The sequence below is a fragment of the Aestuariivirga sp. genome (genome assembly GCF_965227715.1).
Taxonomy (GTDB): Bacteria; Pseudomonadota; Alphaproteobacteria; order Rhizobiales; family Aestuariivirgaceae; genus Aestuariivirga.
Map to the genome: position 1 here is coordinate 4,234,897 of NZ_OZ245771.1, position 23,294 is coordinate 4,258,190.

General features: G+C 57.7%; 20 protein-coding genes and 1 pseudogene. 13 read left to right on the top strand and 8 right to left on the bottom strand.

Annotated elements, in window-relative coordinates; translation table 11 throughout:
- The first annotated feature begins 267 nt into the window (after nt 1–267).
- The 4 genes from ACO06F_RS20240 (at nt 268) to ACO06F_RS20255 (ending at nt 2,638) form a co-directional block, all read left to right on the top strand.
- On the top strand, nt 268–555 hold the full coding sequence (locus tag ACO06F_RS20240; protein ID WP_421694508.1) for a hypothetical protein: 288 nt from the start codon (nt 268–270) through the stop codon (nt 553–555).
- A 55-nt stretch (nt 556–610) separates the two neighbouring features.
- Nucleotides 611–1,111, top strand: a complete 501-nt coding sequence (locus ACO06F_RS20245; RefSeq protein ID WP_421694509.1) for a hypothetical protein — start codon at nt 611–613, stop codon at nt 1,109–1,111.
- A gap of 306 nt (nt 1,112–1,417) precedes the next feature.
- Nucleotides 1,418–1,822: a DUF4279 domain-containing protein gene (locus ACO06F_RS20250; RefSeq protein WP_421694510.1), complete on the top strand. Its 405-nt coding sequence runs from the start codon at nt 1,418–1,420 to the stop codon at nt 1,820–1,822.
- Nucleotides 1,823–2,242: 420 nt separating this feature from the next.
- Complete coding sequence (locus ACO06F_RS20255; protein WP_421696744.1) at nt 2,243–2,638, top strand: hypothetical protein; 396 nt, start codon at nt 2,243–2,245, stop codon at nt 2,636–2,638.
- A 1,322-nt stretch (nt 2,639–3,960) separates the two neighbouring features.
- On the opposite strand, the gene ACO06F_RS20260 is transcribed toward ACO06F_RS20255, so the two are convergent.
- Nucleotides 3,961–4,296 (bottom strand): DUF6572 domain-containing protein, encoded by a 336-nt coding sequence (locus ACO06F_RS20260; RefSeq protein WP_421694511.1) that lies wholly within the window; start codon nt 4,294–4,296, stop codon nt 3,961–3,963.
- A 1,597-nt stretch (nt 4,297–5,893) separates the two neighbouring features.
- Between ACO06F_RS20260 and ACO06F_RS20265 the strand changes: the two are divergent.
- Nucleotides 5,894–6,228: pseudogene (locus tag ACO06F_RS20265) on the top strand (transposase); the annotation flags it as partial.
- 49 nt (nt 6,229–6,277) lie between these two features.
- On the opposite strand, the gene ACO06F_RS20270 reads toward ACO06F_RS20265, so the two are convergent.
- A complete protein-coding gene (locus ACO06F_RS20270; RefSeq protein ID WP_421696745.1) occupies nt 6,278–6,424 on the bottom strand; it encodes a hypothetical protein in 147 nt (48 codons plus the stop codon).
- Between the two features lie 423 nt (nt 6,425–6,847).
- Between ACO06F_RS20270 and ACO06F_RS20275 the strand changes: the two genes are divergently transcribed.
- The 3 genes from ACO06F_RS20275 (at nt 6,848) to ACO06F_RS20285 (ending at nt 10,253) form a co-directional block, all read left to right on the top strand.
- The gene (locus tag ACO06F_RS20275) at nt 6,848–7,474 is read left to right on the top strand and encodes a hypothetical protein (protein ID WP_421694512.1); all 627 of its coding nucleotides are present in this window, start codon (nt 6,848–6,850) and stop codon (nt 7,472–7,474) included.
- A gap of 1,537 nt (nt 7,475–9,011) precedes the next feature.
- Nucleotides 9,012–9,452, top strand: a complete 441-nt coding sequence (locus ACO06F_RS20280) for a DUF6896 domain-containing protein (RefSeq protein WP_421694513.1) — start codon at nt 9,012–9,014, stop codon at nt 9,450–9,452.
- A gap of 375 nt (nt 9,453–9,827) precedes the next feature.
- A complete protein-coding gene (locus ACO06F_RS20285) occupies nt 9,828–10,253 on the top strand; it encodes a hypothetical protein (RefSeq protein WP_421694514.1) in 426 nt (141 codons plus the stop codon).
- Between the two features lie 300 nt (nt 10,254–10,553).
- On the opposite strand, the gene ACO06F_RS20290 is transcribed toward ACO06F_RS20285, so the two are convergent.
- The 4 genes from ACO06F_RS20290 to ACO06F_RS20305 all read right to left on the bottom strand — a co-directional run bounded on the left by ACO06F_RS20290 (nt 10,554) and on the right by ACO06F_RS20305 (nt 16,393).
- Nucleotides 10,554–11,357 (bottom strand): DUF5681 domain-containing protein, encoded by an 804-nt coding sequence (locus tag ACO06F_RS20290; protein WP_421694515.1) that lies wholly within the window; start codon nt 11,355–11,357, stop codon nt 10,554–10,556.
- 6 nt (nt 11,358–11,363) lie between these two features.
- Nucleotides 11,364–12,869, bottom strand: coding sequence for a site-specific DNA-methyltransferase (locus ACO06F_RS20295; RefSeq protein ID WP_421694516.1), 1,506 nt, complete (start codon nt 12,867–12,869; stop codon nt 11,364–11,366).
- 1,521 nt (nt 12,870–14,390) lie between these two features.
- Nucleotides 14,391–15,737, bottom strand: coding sequence for an ATP-binding protein (locus ACO06F_RS20300; RefSeq protein WP_421694517.1), 1,347 nt, complete (start codon nt 15,735–15,737; stop codon nt 14,391–14,393).
- Nucleotides 15,734–16,393: a response regulator transcription factor gene (locus ACO06F_RS20305; protein ID WP_421694518.1), complete on the bottom strand. Its 660-nt coding sequence runs from the start codon at nt 16,391–16,393 to the stop codon at nt 15,734–15,736. Before ACO06F_RS20305 ends, ACO06F_RS20300 begins: the two co-directional genes overlap by 4 nt.
- A gap of 142 nt (nt 16,394–16,535) precedes the next feature.
- Here ACO06F_RS20305 and ACO06F_RS20310 point away from each other — a divergent pair, with 142 nt between their 5' ends.
- From ACO06F_RS20310 to ACO06F_RS20330, 5 genes are all read left to right on the top strand, one after another.
- Nucleotides 16,536–16,829 carry a PepSY domain-containing protein gene (locus ACO06F_RS20310; RefSeq protein ID WP_421694519.1) on the top strand — a complete coding sequence of 98 codons (294 nt, stop codon included), beginning with the start codon at nt 16,536–16,538 and terminating at the stop codon, nt 16,827–16,829.
- Between the two features lie 178 nt (nt 16,830–17,007).
- The gene (locus ACO06F_RS20315) at nt 17,008–17,370 is read left to right on the top strand and encodes a hypothetical protein (RefSeq protein WP_421694520.1); all 363 of its coding nucleotides are present in this window, start codon (nt 17,008–17,010) and stop codon (nt 17,368–17,370) included.
- 34 nt (nt 17,371–17,404) lie between these two features.
- Entirely contained in the window at nt 17,405–17,875 is a 471-nt protein-coding gene (locus tag ACO06F_RS20320) for a DUF2271 domain-containing protein (protein WP_421696734.1), read from the top strand.
- A gap of 15 nt (nt 17,876–17,890) precedes the next feature.
- Nucleotides 17,891–20,098: a PepSY domain-containing protein gene (locus tag ACO06F_RS20325; protein ID WP_421694521.1), complete on the top strand. Its 2,208-nt coding sequence runs from the start codon at nt 17,891–17,893 to the stop codon at nt 20,096–20,098.
- Nucleotides 20,079–21,065, top strand: a complete 987-nt coding sequence (locus ACO06F_RS20330; protein ID WP_421694522.1) for an FAD:protein FMN transferase — start codon at nt 20,079–20,081, stop codon at nt 21,063–21,065. The genes ACO06F_RS20325 and ACO06F_RS20330 overlap by 20 nt, the downstream gene beginning before the upstream one ends.
- A 273-nt stretch (nt 21,066–21,338) precedes the next feature.
- On the opposite strand, the gene ACO06F_RS20335 is transcribed toward ACO06F_RS20330, so the two are convergent.
- Complete coding sequence (locus ACO06F_RS20335; protein ID WP_421694523.1) at nt 21,339–22,505, bottom strand: mandelate racemase/muconate lactonizing enzyme family protein; 1,167 nt, start codon at nt 22,503–22,505, stop codon at nt 21,339–21,341.
- A gap of 24 nt (nt 22,506–22,529) precedes the next feature.
- Nucleotides 22,530–23,279: an amino acid ABC transporter ATP-binding protein gene (locus ACO06F_RS20340; RefSeq protein ID WP_421696735.1), complete on the bottom strand. Its 750-nt coding sequence runs from the start codon at nt 23,277–23,279 to the stop codon at nt 22,530–22,532.
- Nucleotides 23,280–23,294 lie beyond the last annotated feature (15 nt).

Sequence of the window (23,294 nt, forward strand, 5' to 3'; positions counted from 1 at the left end):
TGCAGGAGCAGGAAAGCCTGGAGTTCCGGGCGGCATGTATGTCAATTCCACGGTTTTGGACGTTTTGTGTCCAAGGTGAGAGGTTGAATGATGCCTTCATCGTTTAGCGTCGGGTCATCCCTTGACTATTTCGTCTCGACCGCTTCAAATTTAAGTGAAGCGTTCTACCGGATGAACCTTCAATGAAGCTTAGTCCGGAGAAAGCCGTAAACTCAAAATCGAGGGAGGGTGTTGCGTGCAACGCGGACGAGGCGCTAGCTTTCACCCATGATGACCGACTTACTGATCGATGGCATGCTATCGGGCACCGGCGTACGTGACGCGGACGCGGGCGGGTATGTCGCGCTGGATGACATAGGGCTGTCAGCGCAACTGGTTGCGGATATAGCCAATTGGCAGCGAAAGTATGAGCATGCCCATTTTACTGGGTTTCCCGCAAACGTGGTGGCGTCATTGGACGAAGAGGGACTTGTCCTTGCATCGCGCGTGCAGGGCGAACTTATCGACAAATGCATCGGCTACTTCTCGAATGGGCGAATGGAGCGATTGGCCTAGGTGCGGGTTTGGAAACGTTCAATGGCAACATTCTGAACTTCAAGAGGGTCTCAAAATGACGGCGAAAGAACGCGAATTGGTGTTGGCCTTGGCTGCCCGGGAGCTGTCGAAGGACGATTTCTTGACCCGCTTTCGCGGCTCTACCGATGGACAAAAGCTCTGTGGTGAACTTTTGGCCGAAGCGATTAAATCCCAAGTTCCTGAGGATGTGGAATGCGCCTTGATTGTGGGGTTCGTTTTCGGCTTTACGGATGATCATCTTGATATGTTGCTGGAACTTGCGTCCGCGCCTTGGCACTTTAGGCATGAGGATGTTGTGGAGGCACTTAGTGAGTCTAAATCACCGAAGTCGATAGAAGCGCTGCGTGTCCTCACAAAGTGGATACCCGATTATCTTGATTTTGATGAAAGCCGAGCGTTAGCCGTCAAGGCAATTTGGGCACTTGGTAGCATCACGGGCACAGAGGCTGATGCTGCACTGAGCGAATTGGTAAATGATCTTGATCCGATACTGGCGGAGTCAGCTGCCGAACAGATTAAGCGTCGGGCTGTTTAGACCAATCGCGGCAAATGGCAGATAGTTCAGAGGGCTGTCCATCTCGGGTGATTCGGATGACAAGCCTAGCAACAGCAGCAAAAAAAGACCGATACTGACGCAAGAGATTTCAAGAGAGTTGATTCCAAGAGACTCGATCAGGCGGCGAAGAAGAACGGTTACAGGGATGTACATGATATGAAAGATGGCTATGGTTATGGAAAAGATACCGAGATATGTGAAGTTTAAGAAGGAAACTTGTATGCTCGGCCACGAAGGGGCACAGCCAGAATGGAATTAGTAGTAAAGTGTCCGTGAGATCGATCAATGTCGGAATATCTGGTAGAAATAGTGATCGATATTGTAGATTTTGCGTGGGATCCTGACGAGATTACGAGCCTTCTCGGAGTTGCCCCCACGACTGTTTCCAGAAAGGGAGTAAAAGGCAATAAGCCGAGGGCCCCTGTTCATAATGCTTGGAGAATTTATTCGGCACCACCGCTGAATTGGCCTGAAGTGCTTATTTCGGTAGAGGCTCACTGGAAGGAGCTAGGCAACAGATTGTCTGGTAAAGAGGAAATATTTAGATATATCTCAGAATACGCACAGGTTGAACTAACTGTTATCGTACGAGAATGCGACCGGTATCCGCTTGTCAGACTGCCCAAAGAACTGATTAAATATGCCCACGAGGCAAATTTTTCTCGCGTCGACGTTGATATATATCAATAGTCGTCGCCGCCATTTCGTGCGGCTGTCAAACATTCGAGGCGCTCTTCCAGCACGCCAACTCACCGTCTCCGACCGAGCCCTCCAACTTCATCGCCTCGAGACTCTACAGCGCCCGAGGCCAGGTCACAGCCATCACCTATGACGATGGCACCACCAGCAGCTACAGCTATCTCGACAGCCGCGGCTTCCTCTCAAGGGTGCTCACCCAGAAGTCTACGGCGACCCTCCTCGATCTCACCTACACGAGGAACGCCAAGGGCCTCATCACCGCCACAGCCTCTCCCGATACGACGAGGACGTGGACCTATACCTTTGATGGCATCGATCTGCTGGGTATCCTGCTGGCGCTCCGCCTTCCAGGCGCGCGCGAACGCCGCCACCCGGCCGTAGGAGCCCACGTAGCCCAGGGAAACAAGATCGGTGTGCATCTGCCGCGTCGTGCGCCGCTGCTTGCGCGACTTACCCTGGCGTCCAAAAGTCGGCATCACAGCTGGTAAGAACGAGGAATCTGTCCTTCGCCCAGCGCCAGGCAGTGGAAAACCGTCCGATAGAATATTCAAACAAGCTGAGAGAATAGTTGAAGCCGGACTGCGAGATCCTCGAAACTTGGAAAAGATGCTGAAATCTGTTGATCACGTGTTGAGCTTTCCAGGCAATGAGAGAATGGGAAAGAAAGCCGAACTGGAGAAAATAAAGAAGCTGTTGGAAAAGAGACTGTCTGAGCTGATAGAGAAGGAAACTAAGAAGAATGATGATGTGTCTACTCGAGACTCTGACAATGCAACAGACAAAAATCAAGGTTCGAACGAGAAATGAGTTCTAGTACACTGCGCAATCGAGAGGTGCGAACGGTCTCCCTTTTAGACATTGCCCGCACAGGCACAATAGGACCGTTCAGTATCGGGGCAAAATTGTCGGTGATAGGAGATTTGGTAGGCCCTCCCACCTACTGGGGAGGGTTCAACACACGCGGCGAATTCTCGTTTGTGTCAAAATTTCGCAACTTGGAGATTGGCGTCAAATCCGCACCAAACGATTTAGAAGTTGCGTGGGCAGAGTTTTGGTTGGATGATTTTTCAAAACACGAATTCCGCTGCACTCCGAACTCGAAGGAGATGGACCTTACGGTTTTGAATCCATTTCGAGCAAAGAGGCCAATGCTTGGGGAGGTTGTGACTGAGCTGAATGCCCAGAACCTTTTATTCAAATTTGGGAATCGTTCTGAGGATGACGGAGACACCGTATTAGTTTTTGGCAATGGTGCAGTGTTTTACTTCGAGGAACCTCCGTTGCGACGACTTGTGACTGTATCGCTTACTAATATGGACGAATAGGATGGGTGCACCCGCTTGCTGTGCTCCACGAAGCCGTCGAAGGGGCGCCCCAAGGGCATCAGGCTCAGGACTTCATCAGCATGCGCCTCGGCAATGGTGCCGGGAAAGATGCCATGCCGGATAACCGCCGGGCTAGGGGCCGGTGAGTGATTAAAACACGAAACAACCGGTACCAGCGACAAGTCCCATGACACTGCAACGAAGGCACGCGCTGACACCGTTGAATCCAATCCGTTGTACGAAGGTTAAAAAACATTGGGACTGTAATTTTAGCTTGAAGATGAACGGGGGTGACGATGACGAAAATTTCTATCCACTTTCGGTGGCGCGTGAATGACGCCTGCCCGGTCCCGCGCCTCCCTGACCTCGGCGAACGGCATTCTGGCTTGACCCGGGAGGAGCACAAGTTTCCACTGAGAAGTGACCCATGTTCTGCCCTTCCCCTGGCGTTTTGACCGGGGGATCATGGAGTGATCGACATGGCACTTTCGAGCGTTATTCGGCGCCGGCATTAGGGCATGTCTTTGATGCATCAAAGGGTGTGGGAAAGTTGTCACCATCTACAGTTAAATATCTTTTGCCGTCTAAACTGGACGCTTGGTAATCGCTAAACGTCGAACAGAGAGCTGAAGCTATTTCTAGTTACTTTTCGGTCACGGAATCGGGGCAAAAACCGGGATCACGTGTACCCGGCAGTCCAAATAGCGCTCGCGCGGTTCGAGGATATCAAGATTGTTCAGGAATTAAAATCGATTATTTCTACTACCCTTCCATACTGCGAGGCCCCACCTTCTGCTTTCCATCTCACGAGCTATCATTCTCTAGAGTTTCAAATGAAAGCCTGAAGCCGGCCTTTGCAATTGCCCGTGAAGCCTGCCGATAAAAGAGGTCCGCCTCTTCAGTTAGCGGATATTTTCCTATCACTTGAAACAAGAGTGGTCGGTCCAACGCCGAAGGCCAGTGTTCGTATATCTCACCGCCTTCAATGAAACGTAGATAAGCGTTCAACTTGCTTTGCAGGAGGACCAGATGTTCATGCGGATTATCCCAGTTCAAGTGGTCAGCAATTGTTAATACAAAATTGCCTGATTGTGGATCCAGGCTGGCGAAATCAATCGTGTCAATGTCGCTCACGCTCATGGATAGGATACTACCTCTCAAGATTTGCTAGACAGCCTGCCATGTAGGACGACCCTAATTATCCCCGCACAGCTGGCATCCGAAAATTCCGATGACCTCATCGGCGTTTTGGCAATCACCTCATGCATTTGCTCTGTAGTCTATAGCTCAGACGGTCTGCGTTAAAGACCGTCAAGCCCAGAGGATATCAATGGCGCAGAGGGTAGCAAGCGGGACAACTCTGAGACAAAGAGCAACCCATCAGATACAAGCAAAACGGTATCCCAGAATACACAGGATCCGTCGAAAGGCAATCTACCCGACATTCACCATACGATCTCTGGTGAAGTCTGGAGTGAGTTCGCAAAGGGCATTCTTCAGAGCATCGCACAGGGAGCGGTCGACCTCGCACATACTGTCGGCGTTGGAATGGCGACCCAGTTTGGTACCAACGTGGATCTCTTGCACACCGCTCCGCTCGATATAATTGGGCCGCCGTCGAGTTACTGGAACAAGCAAGGACGAGACATCGAACCGGCTATCCGGATAATGATAGGATCGGCTTTGGGAAGTTCTGTGGGGACAGTTGCAAGGCCAGGGGTGAAAAAATCGATGAAGTCATTTCTGTTATTAAAACTGGCGTTGCACCACCACCTGGAGCGAAGTATCAAATTCCCAAGGACTATTTCCAGAATCCGTTCCGTTCAGGGAGTTACGGAAAGTTCATTGATGGAAAGTTCAAGGAACGGTTGAGAATTGATCCCCCTACCACACCCGGCACCAAGGGCCCCAACTATTCTCACTACCATTTGAACGGGAGTGGCCGTCACTTCAGCCCTCGTCTAAACGATAAGGATCCAGGCTTTTGACCAGTACGAGCGATTTCATTTCTTTGCCGTGGCACGATGCGGAATTGCGCGAGCTAACAATCGATCGGCGCATTCCTGGGACGCACGATAGAGTGACAATGAGCATTGTTTGGCCCAATGCCGAAAACTCTGTAATTACCTTCTACAATTGCTATGCGTTGATTGCCGAAATGAATTTCGGAGTCATTGCCAGAGAGACTATCTTGTCTGCATCAATACTACTGCAGGATCCGCATTTGAGCACGATCTGCCAGCAGTGGTCGCAAAGCGGGGCAGACTTGAGGTCTGTCAAGTGCTTTAGAATTGAGACGGCATCGACCGCCAGTGTCATAAAGATTTACAGTGAGCTCTTCGAAATAGAATAATTGTATGCTCCATACTGTGCGAATTTCGAGGATCTCGCGGATCTCGGGCGGCGATTTCACGTGATCGTGGGCACGCGTTTCACGCCATTGCGAGCAGCCGTTTCGCGGTAGCGGGTGGGTCTGACCGACGGTTGCATTGAGTTAGTCCTGACCGACTGGATCAAGGGCTTTCGTGAGGCCATTCCGCTTCCGGATACTTTCACCGTGACCTGATGGGATTATTCTATTGGGTGTGGCTTTAGGCACAACGTAATCGACCTGCCCCTGAAGATTTTCTCCAGATAGAGTTAGAGTCCGGCCCAGAATGCTCTGCCCCCAGGAAACTGGAGCATTTTAACTGGAGTTTTCCGCTGCACCATCCCTGGCTGGGAGGAGTGGAAGACTATGAAGGCATCAAAATTCAAGGACGCCCAGAAGGCGTTCATCCTGAAGCAAGGCGCGGACGGTCACCCGGTCGCCGAGATCTGCCGGAAGGCGGGGATTTCTGAGGCGACTTACTTCAACTGGAAGAAGAAGTACGATGGGCTGCTCCCCGACGAGATGCGGCGGCTGAAGCAGCTCGAGGATGAGAACGCTAAGCTGAAGAAGCTGGTGGCCGATCTCTGCCTCGACAAAGCGATGCTGCAGGATGTCCTGCGCCGAAAACTCTGAGTCCTGTCCGCAAGCGCCGGCTGGTGAACAAGGTTTGCAGTGAATGGGGTGTGTCGATCCGTCGGGCTTTTCTGGGCCGGACTCTAAATCTATCTGGAGGAAATCTTCAGGGGCAGGTCAGCTTGTCTCCACGTTGAAGTACGCAAAGGGATCTACCTCGGTCGCCTTCAACAACCATGGATCGACGCTATCTGGCAGAAGATTAGACAGCTCAGTGTGAACGAGGCCAAGTTCGCCCAGCTCTTCAGGGAAATAAACTCTCATCGGTCTTCTCCTTTGGCTTGTAGCGATTTGACGTAGCCGGCGATAGCTTGGGCAGTTGCCGATGCTGCGTCGGCGTCTACAACCGATATTCCCATGCGCTCAGATGCAATTCCCGTAAGGTAGGCAGTGGCTTCATCCACCGGTTCACCCCGTCCGATCATGCTGGCGACCTGGAGCAGGTAGCCATCATATTCATCCGCGCATCCCTCGTGGGGCGAACTACCGTCAATCGCCAATCCGATCGGATCCCAGAGCTTCCAACCGATTTCACGTAGGCAGGACAGACGTATCTTGGGGTAGAGGGGCATTGTGTAAGTATAGCGGTAAAAGTTAGTTTGCAAAGATCTGTTCTTTCTTTCCAGTTTCCGGAGCCTTGGGTTCCGGGTGCCAGTGCCGTTTGTCGGCCCCCGTGTAACGATTTGATTGAATGGAGGGTCTGTCAGACCAACCGTCGCGGCGCATCACCCCCACGCCCCCACCTCGATATGCAGCACTGCCGTCACCTATGATGCCAATGGCAATACGCTCTCCTATGATCCCGATGGCAGTGCGGGGCCCATCCAGCCGAGAACCATCACCTATGACCGAGAGAACTGCCCCATCTCCGTCACCCAGAACGGCAATACCGCCAGCTTCGACTATGGTCCCGACAGTGAACGCACCGGCAAGAGCTTTCTCGGCCAGACCCGCTACTTCTTAGGCGCCGATGCCGAAGTCGCCTTCGATGCCGCAACCCCTCAGAGACTCCTGACCTCATACCTCCACCCGGACGTGAAGCGCGAGGGCACCGCCGCCGACTTCCTCCTCAAGGACCACCTCGCGTCGAACCGCCTCTTGATCCGCATGGGCGGCGCCACCACCAAAGCCGACTACGCACCCTACGGACAGCCCCTCACCACCAATGGCTCCTCCGTCCTCACCGGCAAGGCCTACATCAACGAGCGCTTCGACCCAGAAACAGGCCTCATCTACCTTCCTCAGGATCATGAATGTCGCTGGAGCCATTTCTCTTTGCCGCCTGGTCTAGTCTCTTGGAATCAAGTCTCTTGACATCTCTTGCGTCAGTGTCGGATTTTTTTTACTGCTGTTGCCAGGCTCGTCATCATTCGGGTCACCCGAGATCGGCTGCCCACCTGGAGATATGGTTTTGTTAGATTCCTTGGGTTTATCCGAAGACATCTTGCGATCGTATCCAAGCTTCGCGGCTATAGCGGCAGCACCGGTCAAGATGCCGTTCGCAATTGCCTCGCACCCGCGAGAGACGCTCCAGCCCGCCGCTGCTGCCTCCAGAGGGCAACCATCTAAGCAAGAGACTTTCACCTCCTTATCCTTTGCTATCTCCGCCCGCCTTTTGCACCCGGTGCTTGGGCTCTCCGTATTCTGGCTAGCGGTCCCCGAGGACTTGTTGCTGGATCCTGGGGAGTTGTCATTCTTTTCGCCCCCGCCCAGCTCTGAGCGTTACCCAAAATCAATCATGGGAGTCTTCATAAGAATGCCCATTGGCATCACTGCCATTGCTGGGACCATCGAGGACATAGGCCTAGCGGTTGATGTCGACGCCGGGGATGACTACAACACCCACAGACCCCACTCAAGGCTCGGCTGGCTGACGCCATTCGAGTTTGCAGAACGCAGCCGCCTGAGCAAGCAATGACCATCGGGTGCTGCGGAGCCTGAGGGCTCTCTTTGTACGGTCGTGCCCAATCTTCTATTCTCATTTCGATGAAAGCATAACCTAGTTGTATGTTGGCTTGCCATTCGAGAGTTTCTCGTGAGACAACTGAGGGTATTAGACAAATGAAAAGAGTACCAATAAAACTGCAATGGGCCGACTACAAGATGGCACGGCGACCAACCTCAGGCCAGTATATCACTGTTGCCAAGTTTTACGGTAAGGAAGAAATGCTAGAGAACCAGGACTGGAGTATCGTGATAAAATTTGATCCGTCTGCCGATGCATCGTCGAATACTTGTACTGGAACTGCGGAATTCCTATTCGAGGAGGGTCCGAGCGAAGTGCTGCAATCGGGAACCTACTTTGACCTTCTCGAGGGAAATCGGGTTAGCGCCCGTGTTTATGTATTGTAGAATGTTCTGAATATCGATTTCGGATGTTTGTTAGCTTTAGTGTTAGAATCTGCATGCAGGTGCATAGTCGGAGAATTGTGTTCTGATCGGCCCCCAACGAATGGTCCGGACTGAATGTTAATGCATGGGCGGCGTCGGCGCCAACGCCAGCGCGGGGGCGTATCGGCAGATCTTCAGCTCTTTCTAGGTTATCTTCTTGAACTGATTATGCATGCCCTCAACAGCAATTCCCCTCATGCAATAGCGGACTAAAGCATAATGGGGAGAAGGAAGGCGAACGAGTAAAGATTGCGTTCATCCGAAGTGAAGAACGGATCGTTATCGTCGATGGCCATCACAGAGCGGCTGCCGCTTCGCGCACAGCCACTTCGGTGAACGTCCAAGTCAGTGATTCGACAGCGTTTCCGACCGGATCGCGTGGCTGGCAGTCCGTTGACGAGGTGGTAGATGCGTCCCGACGCGTGGGGCCAAACCGCTTGAATCGGCCAAGGAGATAGTGATGCCAATCAGGGAATTGATACTAGACTATCTGACGGCCGTTGAGAGATGCCTCGCCCTTTTCGAAAAAAAGTTTGGGCGAAAAGATCTCATTCGCGCGTGGAGAGAAGGCGTAATCCCTCAAACTGGCAAGCTGGCGGACGGAGTTTTATATCAAATACACGGGTTTGGTTGTGGAGTTGAGTACACTGACCATGATATCGATTTTGAATTTGCTAACCAACATGAGGTGGGGTTCGACGCCTGGCGATTGTGGAGATACGCCAAGCAGTTCTCTCACCTTTACCCTGACTATCAAGACCTCCGTGCAGTGGAGACAACATTGGCAAAGGAGCTAGCGAATGGCTCAATTCGTCGAATAGAGAGCAGATACTTAGGAGAGGGCAACGACAAGCTGTATCATTTGGCTCAGAACACAGAGGAACTGAGAAGCGGCTCGTAGGCTGGCGCGGTATTGATCCCGCCACCAACCAGTGGACCTACAGCTGTGATGGCCTCGGCCGGCGGGTCAGCGTCACGGACCCCGATCTCGGAACCTGGAGCTACGGCTACGACAATGCCTCCCGGCTCATTACGCAGACCGATGCCAAGAGCCAGCAGTCGGGCCTCACCCATGATGCCCTGTCGCGGCTCCTGACCAAAACCGTCACCACCTCCTCCGGCAACGAGACCACCACCAACAGCTATGACGAGGGGCGCAGCGGCTTCTACAATCTTGGCCACCTCACAACCTGGCGGAGGAACAGAATACTACTCCAATCAACCGGTCCATATCCATGACGACTGGTCAAAATCGCTCAATCAATAGGAGATTGTCTTGAGTGCTCATCGCCAAGGGACTAAGTGCCACTTCAGCGTTTCGGAGCCCATCGAATTCAAGTTTGAAGGAAATCCTCAGCCGCTTTCGGTGGAGCTGCTCGACTCAGCCACCGTCAAAGGCAAAGAAATGGTTCTCTTAGGTGCGGATATTCTTTCAAATGGTCGACGATACTCCTTGGGTCTCGCCAGTGCGAGATACACGGGTGATAACATCATCCCATTGATTGCGAGTGCGCTCGGTTGTAATATAAATGGAGTGTTTTTCCGAGATGAAGATCTGAAAGATTGTGCGGCAGGGCAAACGGCCGAGGAGGTTGCCGCTGTATCTTCTTCTATTTCCCTCAGCGACAGGCTGCTTTTAGTTGGAAATCTTCGTTTAGCGTCACTTTGCGATCGTGAATTGAGTAGCGTTCAATTAACCTGATGGGGTGGACGGCCTCCGCCCGGGGATGTCCCGAACTCTGTTGATAATGCCAACTCTCGATCCGCATGGGCGCCGCTGCCACCAAAGCCGACTACGCCCCCTATGGCCAGCCCCTCACCACCAACGGGTCCTCCGTCCTCACTGGTAAGGCTACATCAACGAGCGCTTCGACCCAGAAACAGGACTCATCTACCTCCACGCCAGATACCAGGACCCAATCTCGGACGTTACCTCTCGCCCGATACCTGGGACCCCGACCAAGACGGCGTCGATATCAACTGATGCCGGTAGCACGCGAGTTCACTCTTCATTCGAATCCGCTAGCTCAAGTGGCTCTCCAACGAGTTCCTCGATCTCCCGCACCAGTGGTTCCTTCAGCCGCTCGCTGCGTGGTCCATAGTGAGGCGTCAATTCGGCAATGTGCCGGTCATGGGCCTCGATGGTTCGTTGAAGTTGCTCCCGGTCAGGCCCCTCGGGCAAGGATGCCGCTCTTTCCTTGAGTTCGGCATTGGCTTCCTTATAGGCCAGAATTAGTTCTGCTCCGAGCCTGTAGCGGGGAACTTCCTCGTGGGTCAGCGGGCCGGCAATTCTGAACGTCATGCGGCGGGCGTCGAGGATGATGTCATCGGGGTGTGGCACCGGGGCCGGCAGGCTGAGGCCAAGCCTCTTTCGGCGCTCGAGTTCCTTGTTCCAGGCGATCTTGTAGTCGAGAGCCGACCCGAAGGCTTCCGTTGCCAGTTTCCTGTTTTCGGCCTCTGTTTTGCTCACCAGCGTGGTGAACAACGTGGCAGCCCGGTTGTTGCCCTTGGCCGCATTCATCGCAACCGCCCGGAGAACCGCCGTTGCCATGGAGACCGTGACGCGGCGACCCTTCTCGACGACGGCGATGGTTCGATAGGCCTCATCGAGGATCAGAGACTTCATACGGTCTTCGGAGAGGGACGGCCGGACATTCCTGGAGCCCCTTGGCCGGCCTTTGGGGTTACCGGATTGCCCAGGCTGGAACTGCGTGCGTGAAGGTGGCCTGGCGTATCCGACCTCATAGGTCCGAGGAGGCGTGAGCCCGAGGCGTCTTTTGGTATTCTCGGGGGGTGATCCGCTCATGTGCCGTCACTCCGCTGCCTGAAGGGGAGGGAGGTCGGCGGCGTTGTCCGGCCGTGAAAGCACCGGGTGGAATGGCGGCAGCCAGCAAACGAGATGGTCCTCGACACTGTCCAGGTTTGCGGCGGTTGGCTGGGAGACGGTTTCCGGGGCCGGTGAAGTTGTAGTGACGATCACCTCTCGTATCGGACCTGATTGTACTTCCGGACTGTGCCTGATATCACCCGTCTCTTCGAAACTTTGCCCTGTCGTCAGCAGAATGGCATCATCCTTGGCATAGGCCTGCCAGCGCCGGATGATCCGGTCGCAGTAGACGGGATCGAGTTCGCACAGATACCCGCGCCTCCCGGTCTTGTGGGCGGCAATCAGGGTCGAGCCGGAGCCCCCGAACAGATCGAGCACGATGCCGCCGCGCTGGGAGACGTCCTTGATGGCATCGGCAATCAAGGCGACAGGCTTCACCGTCGGATGCAGCTGGATCTCGTCCATGCGTCCCGACCCGAAGCTGTTCATACCCTTGTAGCACCAGACATTGGTGCGGTAGCGGCCATGCTGGCCGAGCTCGAAGCTGTTGATGTGGGGTGCCGAGCCCTTCTTGAAGGCGAAGATCAGCTCATGACGCGAGCGGTAGAAGCTCCCCATGCCACCTGTACCCTTGTCCCAGGCGATCAGGTTCTTGAGCTCGGCGTAGACATTCTCTCCGGCGGCCAGCACTTCGCCGATATGCCGCCAGTCCATGCACACGAAGTGGATGGCACCGTCGACGCTATGGTCGGCGAGATTGCCGAAGGCCCTCGCCAGGAAGCCGGTGAACTGGTCCCTGGTCATCTCGCCCGAGGCCATGGCGAACTCGCGGTGTTTCACGCGTCCGAGCCCTGAGACATGACCCTCGATCGGCACATTGTAGGGTGGATCGGTGAACACCATCTGCGCCTTCTCGCCGGCCATCAGGTCAGCGACCACCTCAGGTGAGAGGGAATCCCCACAAATCAGACGGTGTCGCCCCAGCAGCCAAACATCGCCCGGACGCGTCACCGGAGGTCCTTCCATCAGCGCCGGCAGTTCCTCATCTCTGGGAGATGCCGGTTCCTCGACGGCCAGTCCGTCGATCAGGCCGTCGACATCGCCAATGGCAAAGCCCGTGAGATCGATGTCGAAGCCCGGATCCTCCAGCAGCAGCGCCTTCAGTTCCTGGCCGAGGAGCTCTTCGTCCCATCCGGCATTGAGCGCCAGCTTGTTGTCAGCAAGGACATAGGCCCGCTTCTGAGCTGGTGTCATGGTGTCGAGGCGGACGCAGGGTACTTCGCTCAGCCCCAGGACCTTGGCGGCTTCGAGGCGCCCATGCCCCGCGAGGATCATGTTGCCGCCATCGATGATCAGCGGATTGGTGAAGCCGAACTCCTCGATGGAGTTGGCTATCTGCCGAACCTGCTTGCGGCTGTGGGTGCGCGCGTTGCGCTGGTAGGGCTTCAAAGCCCCGAGGGGCAGGTATTCAATCTCAAGACCGTGGGACATGGCCCGTTATTCCTTCTCAACAGCGTTGCACTCCTTCCCCCTGCCAGGTGTTGTCTGCTCTGCCGGTCCTGGCGAGTCGGCAGATGTTCGTGCATTGTTCTACAGGTGCTCGCTGCGGTGCGCAACAGATTGTGTGAACTGTGAACAGAAACACCACATCTATGGCGTTTCTGCCACAGTGGGCCGCGGGGAGCGCGTTGTCTGACTGCGCCAGATGGGATCTCTGTTCGGATGCGCAGAATTCCCTGGTGCGGGCGATTCCATTCCCTGTTCCGCAGAACAGGGAATTTACCCGTAAACTATTAAATTCACGGGAGGATATGCGCTGATCAACTCTTCGCAGGCGCCAATTCTGGCGAAATTCCCTGTTAATTCCCTGTAACCGCACGGAGACGGGTTCGCAGAGGACTGGACCCACCACCACCCAGTCTTTTTCAGCCGGTTTTTTCTTTCCTTCGGCGTGGAGGCCGCATAACGCCGCCGTTTCGGGGGTCTTAGCAGTGACCTTCTGGACAAGAGACGAGGTGGAGACCGTTCATGGGCGCAGATCTGGGAGACTAGAGAGGTTGTTGGGAAAACCCGTCTCCCTGCTGGGTATCTCCCCTACGCCCGGAAAGCACAGATGCACTCCGGCGACGACATGACTTGACGCACCACTTGGTTCAACACCTTCAATCGCGATGCACGGGCCCGATCCTGTTCGGCGTTAAACCCCAGGGCAGCTCCAGCCCTGCAAATCGACCCTAGGGCACATGAACAACGTCACCTCAGCCGATCAGTGTTTCACCTACTCCTGCGAAAGTCGTGGCCACTGCGAGCGTCCAATATCTTATCGGGATAACAGCCACCCAGCAGAGAGTGTGACTACCGTCTCACACAGTTGCGGTAAGAATAATTATAATACACGTTCCAGCGATTGGTGGATGCAAAAAGCCCCGCGCCGCCCCCGATAAGCGCACCTCGCCCTGCATTCCGCCCTGTGTTGCGGCGGCTTTGGCTAGCAACTGCTCCAATGGCAGCTCCGCCCGCCGCGCCCCTTGCCGTTGTGCGCCTGGTATTGCGGTCGGCATAGCGGCGAGCCTCTTGTGAGCACTGCCGGCTGCGCTGGGCAGAAACATTTGCGGATGCTTCAGTGGTTAAGGAGATGTCAGAGGGCGCAAACGCGGCCAAAGCCAGCAGGACTGATCCAATGACAGAAATCCGCTTGAGCAATGTGAACATGGGCGACCTCTGAGTTTCTTAATCGCCAAAACATTAATATAATTCTTGCTCATGCGCTAGAGAAATGGGCGCTCTCGCCACATGACTTACCCATAATCTGATCTCTCGATGCAAGGTTATGGCGGTTGCGTGACCCAAGTAATACCGCCCCGTCCGATATCGAAGCTTACCTTTAAAGAGCGCTCTCACCTTGAACGAGAGACGAGGCGGAGATCCCGTTCATGGGCCTAGATCTGGGCGGGAACTGATAAGGCGAGTGTCAGAACTGAGTTTCTACGCGCCGCGCTCTTCGGAAACAGATCAACTTGCTGCCAGAAATGGGGCGCGACCAAATCTGACTTCGGCTTCGAAGCCGCGATCGCTTCCGGTGGCGGGGGAGCGCAATGTGAGTTTGGTACCGAATCGCTCGGCGATGGCCGCAACAATGGCGAGACCGAGGCCACTGCCCTCATTGCCTGCGCCGCCGCGCTCAAAGCGCGCGGAGAGGCGCGAGAGTGTTTCTGGTGGAACCACCTGCCCGTCATTGATGACCCTCAGCGTTCCGTCTGCCGCGAGGGTGACGGCGATGGGGCCATCCTCCGCACCGTGCCGCAAGGCGTTCTCAATCAGGTTGCGGAGCACAATACCGAAGGCATCGGGGTCGAGGTCTGAGAGCACGGGCTTGTCCGGAACATCGAGGTCGACGCGGCCCGGAGCGGAGTTGCGCGCCGTATCCTCCACCACGATTGCCGCCGCGGGGCGCAGGTCCCCTGGAGCATCAAGCCGGAGCCGTCCGCCTTCGGCCCGCGCCAGTTGCATCAGCCGTTCGGCGAGGCGGGTCAGGCGTTTCAGCGTCGCTTCGATATCGGTAGCTCGCGACGCGGCGGCGTGATCCCGGGTCTCGCCGCGGAGGCGCTGCGCCTGGGCGATGGCGCCTGCAAGCGGCGTGCGCAACTCGTGTGCGGCATGGGAGGCAAAGCTGCGCTCGGCCTCAAAGGCGGCATTCAGGCGGGCGAGAACGCCGTTGAGCGTCGCCGCCACCGGGGCAATCTCTGCGGGCAGGTCGTCTGCAGAGACGGCGGAGAGATCGCGGCCGCCGCGAGCCGACAGCCTTGCTGTGAAACGCCGCAGCGGTGCGAGACTGGCACGCACCGCCAGCACGATGACGATGAGTGTGATGGGTATGACCAGCAGCAGAGGCAGCCCGAGGGCGAGGATGATCTCGCGCAGCACCATTGCGCGGTGGCTCATCGGCTCGGCGACCGAAATGCGGACCGAGCCCTTCAGCGCATCGTCATTGTATATACGGTAGGCTTCGGTCTGGCGGAAGCCTGCGCCGTCATAGGGCGGAAACGCCGGAGGATCCGCACGATGGGATTGCAGCAGGACGCGTCCCGAAGGATCGCGCACCACATAGGTGATGTATTCATCATGCTCGCGCAGTGCGCCGAGACGCTGGGTGACGCCGTCATCCTCGCGGTCGACGATGTCCATCACGGCGAGTGGCAACAGGCGTTGCGCGGATTCCTGCAGGGCCGAGTCGAAGACGTGGTTGATTTCCTGGCGCAGCACGAGAGCGGTGACCGAGGCAGCGGCGATCCACAAAAGGGTGAGCAGCAGGCCCAGCGAAATGCCAAGCCGCGCCTGCAGGCTCAAGGGCCTTCTCACGGCGAGCCCAGCCGGTAGCCGAGGCCGCGCTCTGTGTCGATCACCTCAGTGCCGAGTTTCTTGCGCAAACGGCTGATGTGCACTTCAATGGTGTTGCTTTCGACCTCCGAATTGAAGGCATAGAGCTTCTCCTCAAGCTGCGATTTCGAGAGGAGCTGGCCCGGCCTTGCCATGAAGGCATCAAACAGCGCCCATTCGCGCGCCGTGAGTGCCACAGGCTTGCCGTTGCGCCTCACGCTGCGCGCCGCGCGGTCAATCTCGAGGGGGCCATGCGTGATGACCGGATTGGGGTTCCCGGTGTAACGCCGGGCGACGGAGCCGATGCGGGCCGAGAGCTCTGCCAGGTCAAAGGGTTTCACAAGGTAATCGTCAGCCCCGGCATTGAGGCCACCGATGCGGTCTGACACCTGGTCCAGCGCGGTGAGGATGATCACCGGCGTGACATCGCCCCTCCCGCGGAGCGATTTTAGGAAGGGAAGGCCCAGCCCGTCCGGCAGCATCAGATCCAGGAGGACAAGGTCGAAGGCGGCGCCGGCCAGCGCATCGCGCGCGGTATCGAGGCGTATCACCCAGTCGACGGAATGACCGTCGGCAGCGATCTGGTCTCGCACCGCGGCGCCGAGAGTGGTGTCGTCCTCAATCAGCAGGATTCGCATGATACTCCGCCTGTCTTGTCCCGACATCAATGTGCGGCCTGACTGACGCCCGCCTGAAACAGGAGTTGAGCTGTCTTCAGGCTGCTGTCAGCTTGGCCGCGCAGGATGCAGGCCACAACTGGCCGTAACATGGAAGTGCCGCATGCGGAAGACACTGACGATCCTGGCTCTTCTCGTGGCCCTCCCCGCTGGCGCTGCGCAGGCCGAGGAGGGCTGTTTCGTGCCCATGGCGGAATGGCAGCCGCGCGCGGCGGTGGCGCAACTTGCCACGGACAAGGGCTGGAAGGTCCGCCGCATCAAGATCGACGATGGCTGCTACGAGATCGACGCCCGCGATGCCGAAGGAAACAGCATCGAGGCGACCATTCACCCTGCCACACTCGAGATCCTCAAGATCGAGCACGAGCAGCCGGAGAAGACTGAGGATGAGGATTGATCGAAGGCCCACTGGCCTGAGCATTCCCCATCCCCTCGCGCTCAGGCGCGAAGAGGCCCCGCCCCCAACGGCGGGGCCTCTTGATTTCTGACGTCAAGCTGAAGCTGATTTCGATGCTCCGTCAGGATGCCCTCAGCTCCAAGCGGCAGGTTGCATCCATCGAAACTGGAGACCTGCCATGACCACGACGAAAATGATGACCCTGATTGTCGCCTCTGCCGCGTTGATTGCGGCAGCCGGCGTGCCGGCCTGGAGCGCCATGCACAGCGCTGCCGAAGGAGATACGCAAGCGTCACTCACCAGCCTGTTCGGCGGTGATCAGACTGCCCGCCCGATGCTCCTCGCCGAAAGCGATGATCATGACGATGAAGACGAAGGCACATCCGCCACCCACCGCGTCAGCGATGATGACGAGCAGTCCTGCGAAGAGGACGAGGGCAGTTGCAGTGCCACTGCACGGGCACCGGCGCCTGCTGGCGGCGTGGCCCCGCCGCAGAACGGACTGTTGGGCACCACGCCACCCCAGGTTCAGGTGAAGTGAGGAACATCCAGTGAAGCGGAGCAGCCACAGCATGATCAAGTCCATTCTTGCCACTCTGGCGCTAACGACGGCGCTGAGCTTTCCAGCCGCCGCCATGGCGCGGCCCGTGACCTTCAGCACCACCCTCAAGGACTATGGCGGCAACAACGCCTATCTGGCGATGTATGTGACTGACAAGGCCGGAAACTACGCGGGCAGCCTGTGGCTCGCTGGCTCCCGGTCACGCTATTTCGAGCATCTTGCCGGATGGTACCGCGCCACGGGCGGTGACACGTCGCAGATTGACGGCATCACCGGAGCTAGCGTGGGCTCAGGCCGCACCCTTGAGGTTACCCTCGACCTCAAGGATGCGTTGTTCGACGCGGGCTACACGCTGCATATCGATGCGGCCGCCGAGAATATGCGCGAGAGCCCGAACGACGTTGCTGTTGCGTTGACAAAAGCCGGTGCCGGCGAGGCCGTGAAGGGCCGCCGCTACATCTCATCCTTCACCTACAGTATGTAAGGGACGGGCCTGCAGATGATCCGTTTGCTGCACCGCTGGCCGGCGCTTCTGGGCCTGCTGCTCGTCATGCTACTGGCGCTGAGCGGCGCCGCGCTCTCGGTCTTTCCCGCTGCCGACCGCCTGTCCTCACCACCCGTGGAGGCGGGTTTGAACGTGGCGGATCTCGCCTCGCGCATCAAGACGGCATATCCGGGCGTGGAACAGATCAAGCGCGCAGCCTCGGGCCGGATCACCGCCTACTGGTTCGAAGGCGATGTTGCCAAGGCCGCAACCATCGACCCCACGAACGGTCATGCGGTGACGTCCGCCGATCCGAGTCCAGTGCAGCGCTGGCTCACCGCGCTGCACCGCTCGCTGTTCCTCGATGACAGCGGACGCATCGTTATGGCCATTGGTGCCTTGGCCATGCTCGTGCTGGCTCTTTCGGGCGTGCTGCTCGTGGCGCGCCGCGCCGGAGGCTGGAGGCACTGGTTTGCGCCGCTCAAGGGGCCGCTGGCCGGACGCATCCACGTCGAGATCGCGCGGCTCGCGGTAGTCGGCCTCCTGCTGTCTTCCGCTTCGGCACTGTGGATGACGGCCTCGACCTTCGGTTTGATGCCCGACCAGCCGGCACCGCTCGCGGCGCCCGCCACTGTCAGCGGCGAGACGGGCACCAGCCTCACCGCGATCGCTGTTCTGCGCGATACGCCCGTCACAGCCTTGCGCGAACTCTCCTTTCCCGCTCCAGATGACCCGGCCGACGTCTACACACTGAAGACGGATGAGGGTTCCGGATACATCGACCAGGGCACCGGCCGAATGCTGGCGTGGAGCGGTCTTCGCGGTTGGGAGCATCTGTCCGAAACCATCTACATGCTGCACACAGGTCAAGGTGCCGCTGCCCTCGGACTGCTGCTGGGCATCATGGCATTGGGAGTTCCCGTCATGGCAGGGACCGGCGTGGCGATGTGGCTTGCCGCACGCCGCGGGCCACTCCGCATTCGTGCCAACACGGCCATCGGCAAGGCAGAGATCGTGCTTCTCACCGGGAGCGAGGGTGGCAGCAGCTGGGGGTTCACTGCGGCACTGCATAAGGCACTGCATGAGGCGGGGCGAAGCGTGCACAGCGCCTCGCTGTCGAGCTTCGATCCAGCGCGACTTGGCCACGCGCGGCACGTTATCATCCTTACTGCCACCTATGGCAATGGTGACGAGCCGGCCTCCGCCAAGGGGTTCCTCGCAAAGCTCGACAAGATGACAGCGGCACCTGCGGCGTCCCTTGCCGTTCTGGGCTTTGGCGACAGCAGCTTTCCTGCCTACTGCAGCTATGCTGAACAGATATCGATCCTTGCCGCCCGCAGGGGCTGGAGCGAATTTCTTGATTTCGCCAAGGTGGACCGTCAGTCGCCGGAGGATTTTGCGCGGTGGGGCAGGGACCTTGGCACCGTGCTCGGCCTGCCGCTGCACCTCGTGCACCAGACAGCTTGTCCCGACACAGCGAAGCTCACGCTCGTCTCGCGGCGAGACTACGGGGCCGAGGTTCAAGCACCGAGTGCCATCCTCCGCTTCAGCCTTCCCCGGCTGGGGCTGTGGCAACGACTGACGGGCTCCGGCTTTGCCAGCTTCGAAGCGGGGGACCTGCTGGGCGTCCTTCCCCAAGGCGTGTCCATCCCCCGTTTCTATTCGCTGGCATCCGGCGCTAAGGATGGTTTCGTCGAGATCGTGGTACGCCGCCAACCCGGCGGCCTGTGCTCGGGCCAGCTCACTGCGCTTGAACCAGGCGACAGCATTGACGCCTTCCTCAAGTCCAATCCTGCTTTCCGCCTGGGCACTGGTGCGGCACCGGTCATCCTGGTGGCTGCGGGCTCCGGCATCGGGCCTCTGGCAGGCTTCATCCGTGCAAATACCCACAAGCGCGCCGTACATCTGTTCTTCGGCATGCGCCACGCGGCCAGTGATTTCCTCTATGGTGAAGAGTTTGAGCAGTGGCAGGCGGAAGGACGGCTCGAGAGGGTTGTCACAGCCGCCTCGCGCGGGCGCCGCCCGCACCATGTCCAGGATGCGTTGCTGATTGAAGCCGCGTCTGTGCTGGAGTTGATCGACCGGGGGGCGCGCATCATGGTGTGTGGCGGCCGCGGCATGGCGGCGGGCGTAGCCGGAGCGCTGGCCGAGATCCTCGCACCGGCCGGACTGACCCCGGCGATGCTTAGGGCGGAAGGACGCTATGTCGAAGATGTCTACTGACCTCATCCGCCATGCCCTCAATGGCCCCACCATGGGAACGCGCTGGTCGGCGCTGTTCTTCAGCAAGCCCGGCATCGATGTGGAACCGGTCCGACATGCCCTCCAGGCCGCTGTGACCGAAGTCGATGACCAGATGTCGACCTGGAATCCCCACAGCGACCTCATGCGCATTAATCGCTTGCCGCCTGGCGATTGGATCAGCGCGCCCGCGCGCCTGGTCGAGGTGCTGCGTCTCGGCCTCGCCATAGGCCAGGCATCGGGCGGTGCCTTTGAGGTCTGCATGGGCGATGCCGTTGCGGCGTGGGGGTTCGGCCCCCAAGCTCCGGCGGGTGAGCGCATCCGCCATGCGCTTGCAGCGCCACGCCGCCCCGGCTGGGAAATTCTGGACGTCGAAGACGGCAGGCTCAGGAAGCGCGGGGCGGTCCTGCTGGATCTCAACGGCATTGCCAAGGGCTATGGCACAGACCGCCTCTCGGCGGTTCTGGTGACTTTCGGTATCACGTCATTCCTGGTGGGAATCGATGGCGAAATGCGAGCCGCGGGATTGCGGCCGGACGGGACGCCATGGTCGATCGCCGTGGAGCAGCCAGACCACGCACGCCGCGCGGTGCATTCGATGCTCACGCTCTCCGATGCAGCTGTAGCAACGTCAGGCGATTACCGGCATTGGATCAACGCCGGTCACGCCAGGTTGTCGCACACCATGGATCCCGCGCGTGGCGCACCGGTCATTTCCGGTCCCGCCTCGGTCACGGTCGTCGCGGCAAGTTGCGCAGAAGCGGATGCCTGGGCAACCGCGCTGCTGGTCCTGGGCCCGGAGTGTGGGTCTATGGTCCTACAACGTAATGGGCTGGAGGCACTTTTCCTGCTTCGCGGGACAACGGGTGAAATCACCTCGCGGAAGACAGGGCGGCTGTTCGAATCAGGTGCGTCTGCTCCCGCCGCACCGTGGTCAACCGGAGTTTAGGAGCAGGCTCATCAAGCCGGCCCTTAAACCTGCGGCGAATTAGTATGGTTTGTGTTCAGGCGACCGCCAGTGCCTCGGCCACCCACTTTCTCCTGATTGATTGAGAAGGAGGAGTTTCCTCGTCCAACTGTATCGTCAGGAATCTTCGGCAAGGTCCTCCGACAGCGCGATTCGGCGAGGTCTGCGAGCCCCATACCGGACCTGAGTCCTGTTGCGGTGTGTCCGGTCCGCTGCTGCCAGCGCAGAATCGCGACGTCACCTTCGGCCAGTCTGTCAGGTCACCTCAAATGCTCTGAGGGCCTGCATGTTTAGTTCGGCGCCCAAGCCGGGCTTCGTGGGTGGCTCTATTCGACCATTCTTGAAGGTGAACCCATCGATCGCCAATTCTCTCCGCAGAGTTTCGGTACAGAGTTCCGGAGGCAAATATTCAATAAATCGGCAATTGGGTGCGTTGAATGCGAGGTGAGCCGTTGCAGTAACGGAAACTCCAGTCTTCCAACAATGCGGGACAATGATACGTCCCTTTGCTTCTGCCATTTCGCAGACGGCTTTTGCTTCACCAAAGCCACCAACGCGACCAACATCGGGTTGGGCAACATCAATCTTGCCGCGCACGATTAGATCCTCGAATTCGAAGCGGGTTGCCTGCCATTCTCCCGCAGCAATCGGCATCGGTGCTTCATCATGCAAACGGGCGTATTCATCAAGCCGATCAATCCAAATCGGCGTTTCCAGGAAGAAGATGTTGAACTCGGCCCAATCTTTGACCGTTCGAAGTGCCGTCTCGGCGTCGGGCCACATGTATTGTACGTCAACCATCAATGCGATGTCGGGTCCCAGTGTCTTGCGCACGGCCTCCACTACGCGTGTATGGTGCTCGTAAGGTTCCCGCATGCCATCGTGGGCATATGGGCCATTCATGGTGATCTCGGCTTTGACGGCTTTGAAACCCAAGCCCTTTGCCCTTGCCGCCCATTCGCAAAGTGAGTCGCGGTATTCTTCCCAGCGATTTCCGGCTGGCTGAAGGGAAGCATAGGGAACGACAAATTCTTGTTTGGCTCCCCCCAGAAGTTCGAATATGGGCTTGCCTGCCGCCTGTCCGCGAATATCCCACAGAGCCATATCGACGGCTCCAAGTGCATGAATGACTGCTCCTCGCCTTCCGTTCATGGCGGTTCCCACGTAAAGCCGCTGCCACAGGTCCTGATCTAGCGGGTCCGCTCCAATCAAAGTCTCCTTAATTCCAAGACCCATGGTGTGAGTGCCGGGAGCTTCGATGCAGGCTCTGGCGATCCAGGGATTGACATCGGATTCGCCTATTCCCGAGAGCCCCTCATCCGTGTGAATGATCAGAATGAAGCTGTCTTGCGCGGATGACGTAGACCCCGTGCTCATGTTCGGCGCCAGAAGCACGTGGCATTCGACACTGGTGATCTTCATTTTGGAACTCCTGTGCTGTGGCTACTAGAATTGAGCGTTCGAGATTGCATCCCAGCCAAGATGGCTTAGGAACTCTTGTGTCCGTTGAACGGTTGGATGATCGAAGATCTGTGCGGGCGGCCCCACTTCGATGATGCGCCCGCGGTCAAACACCGCGATGCGATCTGCCACGCGGCGCGCAAAGCTCATCTCGTGGGTCACGACAACCATCGTCATGCCTTCGTCGGCGAGACGCTTCATCACGTTCAAGACTTCGCCAATGGTCTCGGGGTCAAGGGCCGATGTCGGCTCGTCAAACAACATCACGGCAGGCTGCATGGCGAGCGCCCGTGCAATGGCAACACGCTGCTGTTGCCCGCCAGACAATTTTGCTGGATGCACGTCGGCTTTGTCCGACAGGCCAACCTTTGCCAGGAGCAAGTCTGCACGGACCTTGGCCTCGGCGACAGGCAAGCGGAGCACCTTTTCGGGTCCGACCATTACATTGGCGCGAACCGTCATATGCGGAAAGAGCTCGAAGCTTTGAAAGACCATCCCCATTCGTTGCCGGATCTTGCGGATGTCTGTGCCGCGGCCATGAACATCGATCCCCTCAAATTTGATCGTGCCTTTGTCGATAGGTTCGAGACCATTGATTGATCGTAAGAGGGTCGATTTCCCTGAACCGCTGGGGCCAATGAGGCACACGACCTCGCCGCGGTTGACCGTCAGCGACACGCCATCGAGGGCCTTCACGGCAGCGAAGCGCTTCGAGACTTCGGTGATTTCGACAATAGGGGCCATGCTGCC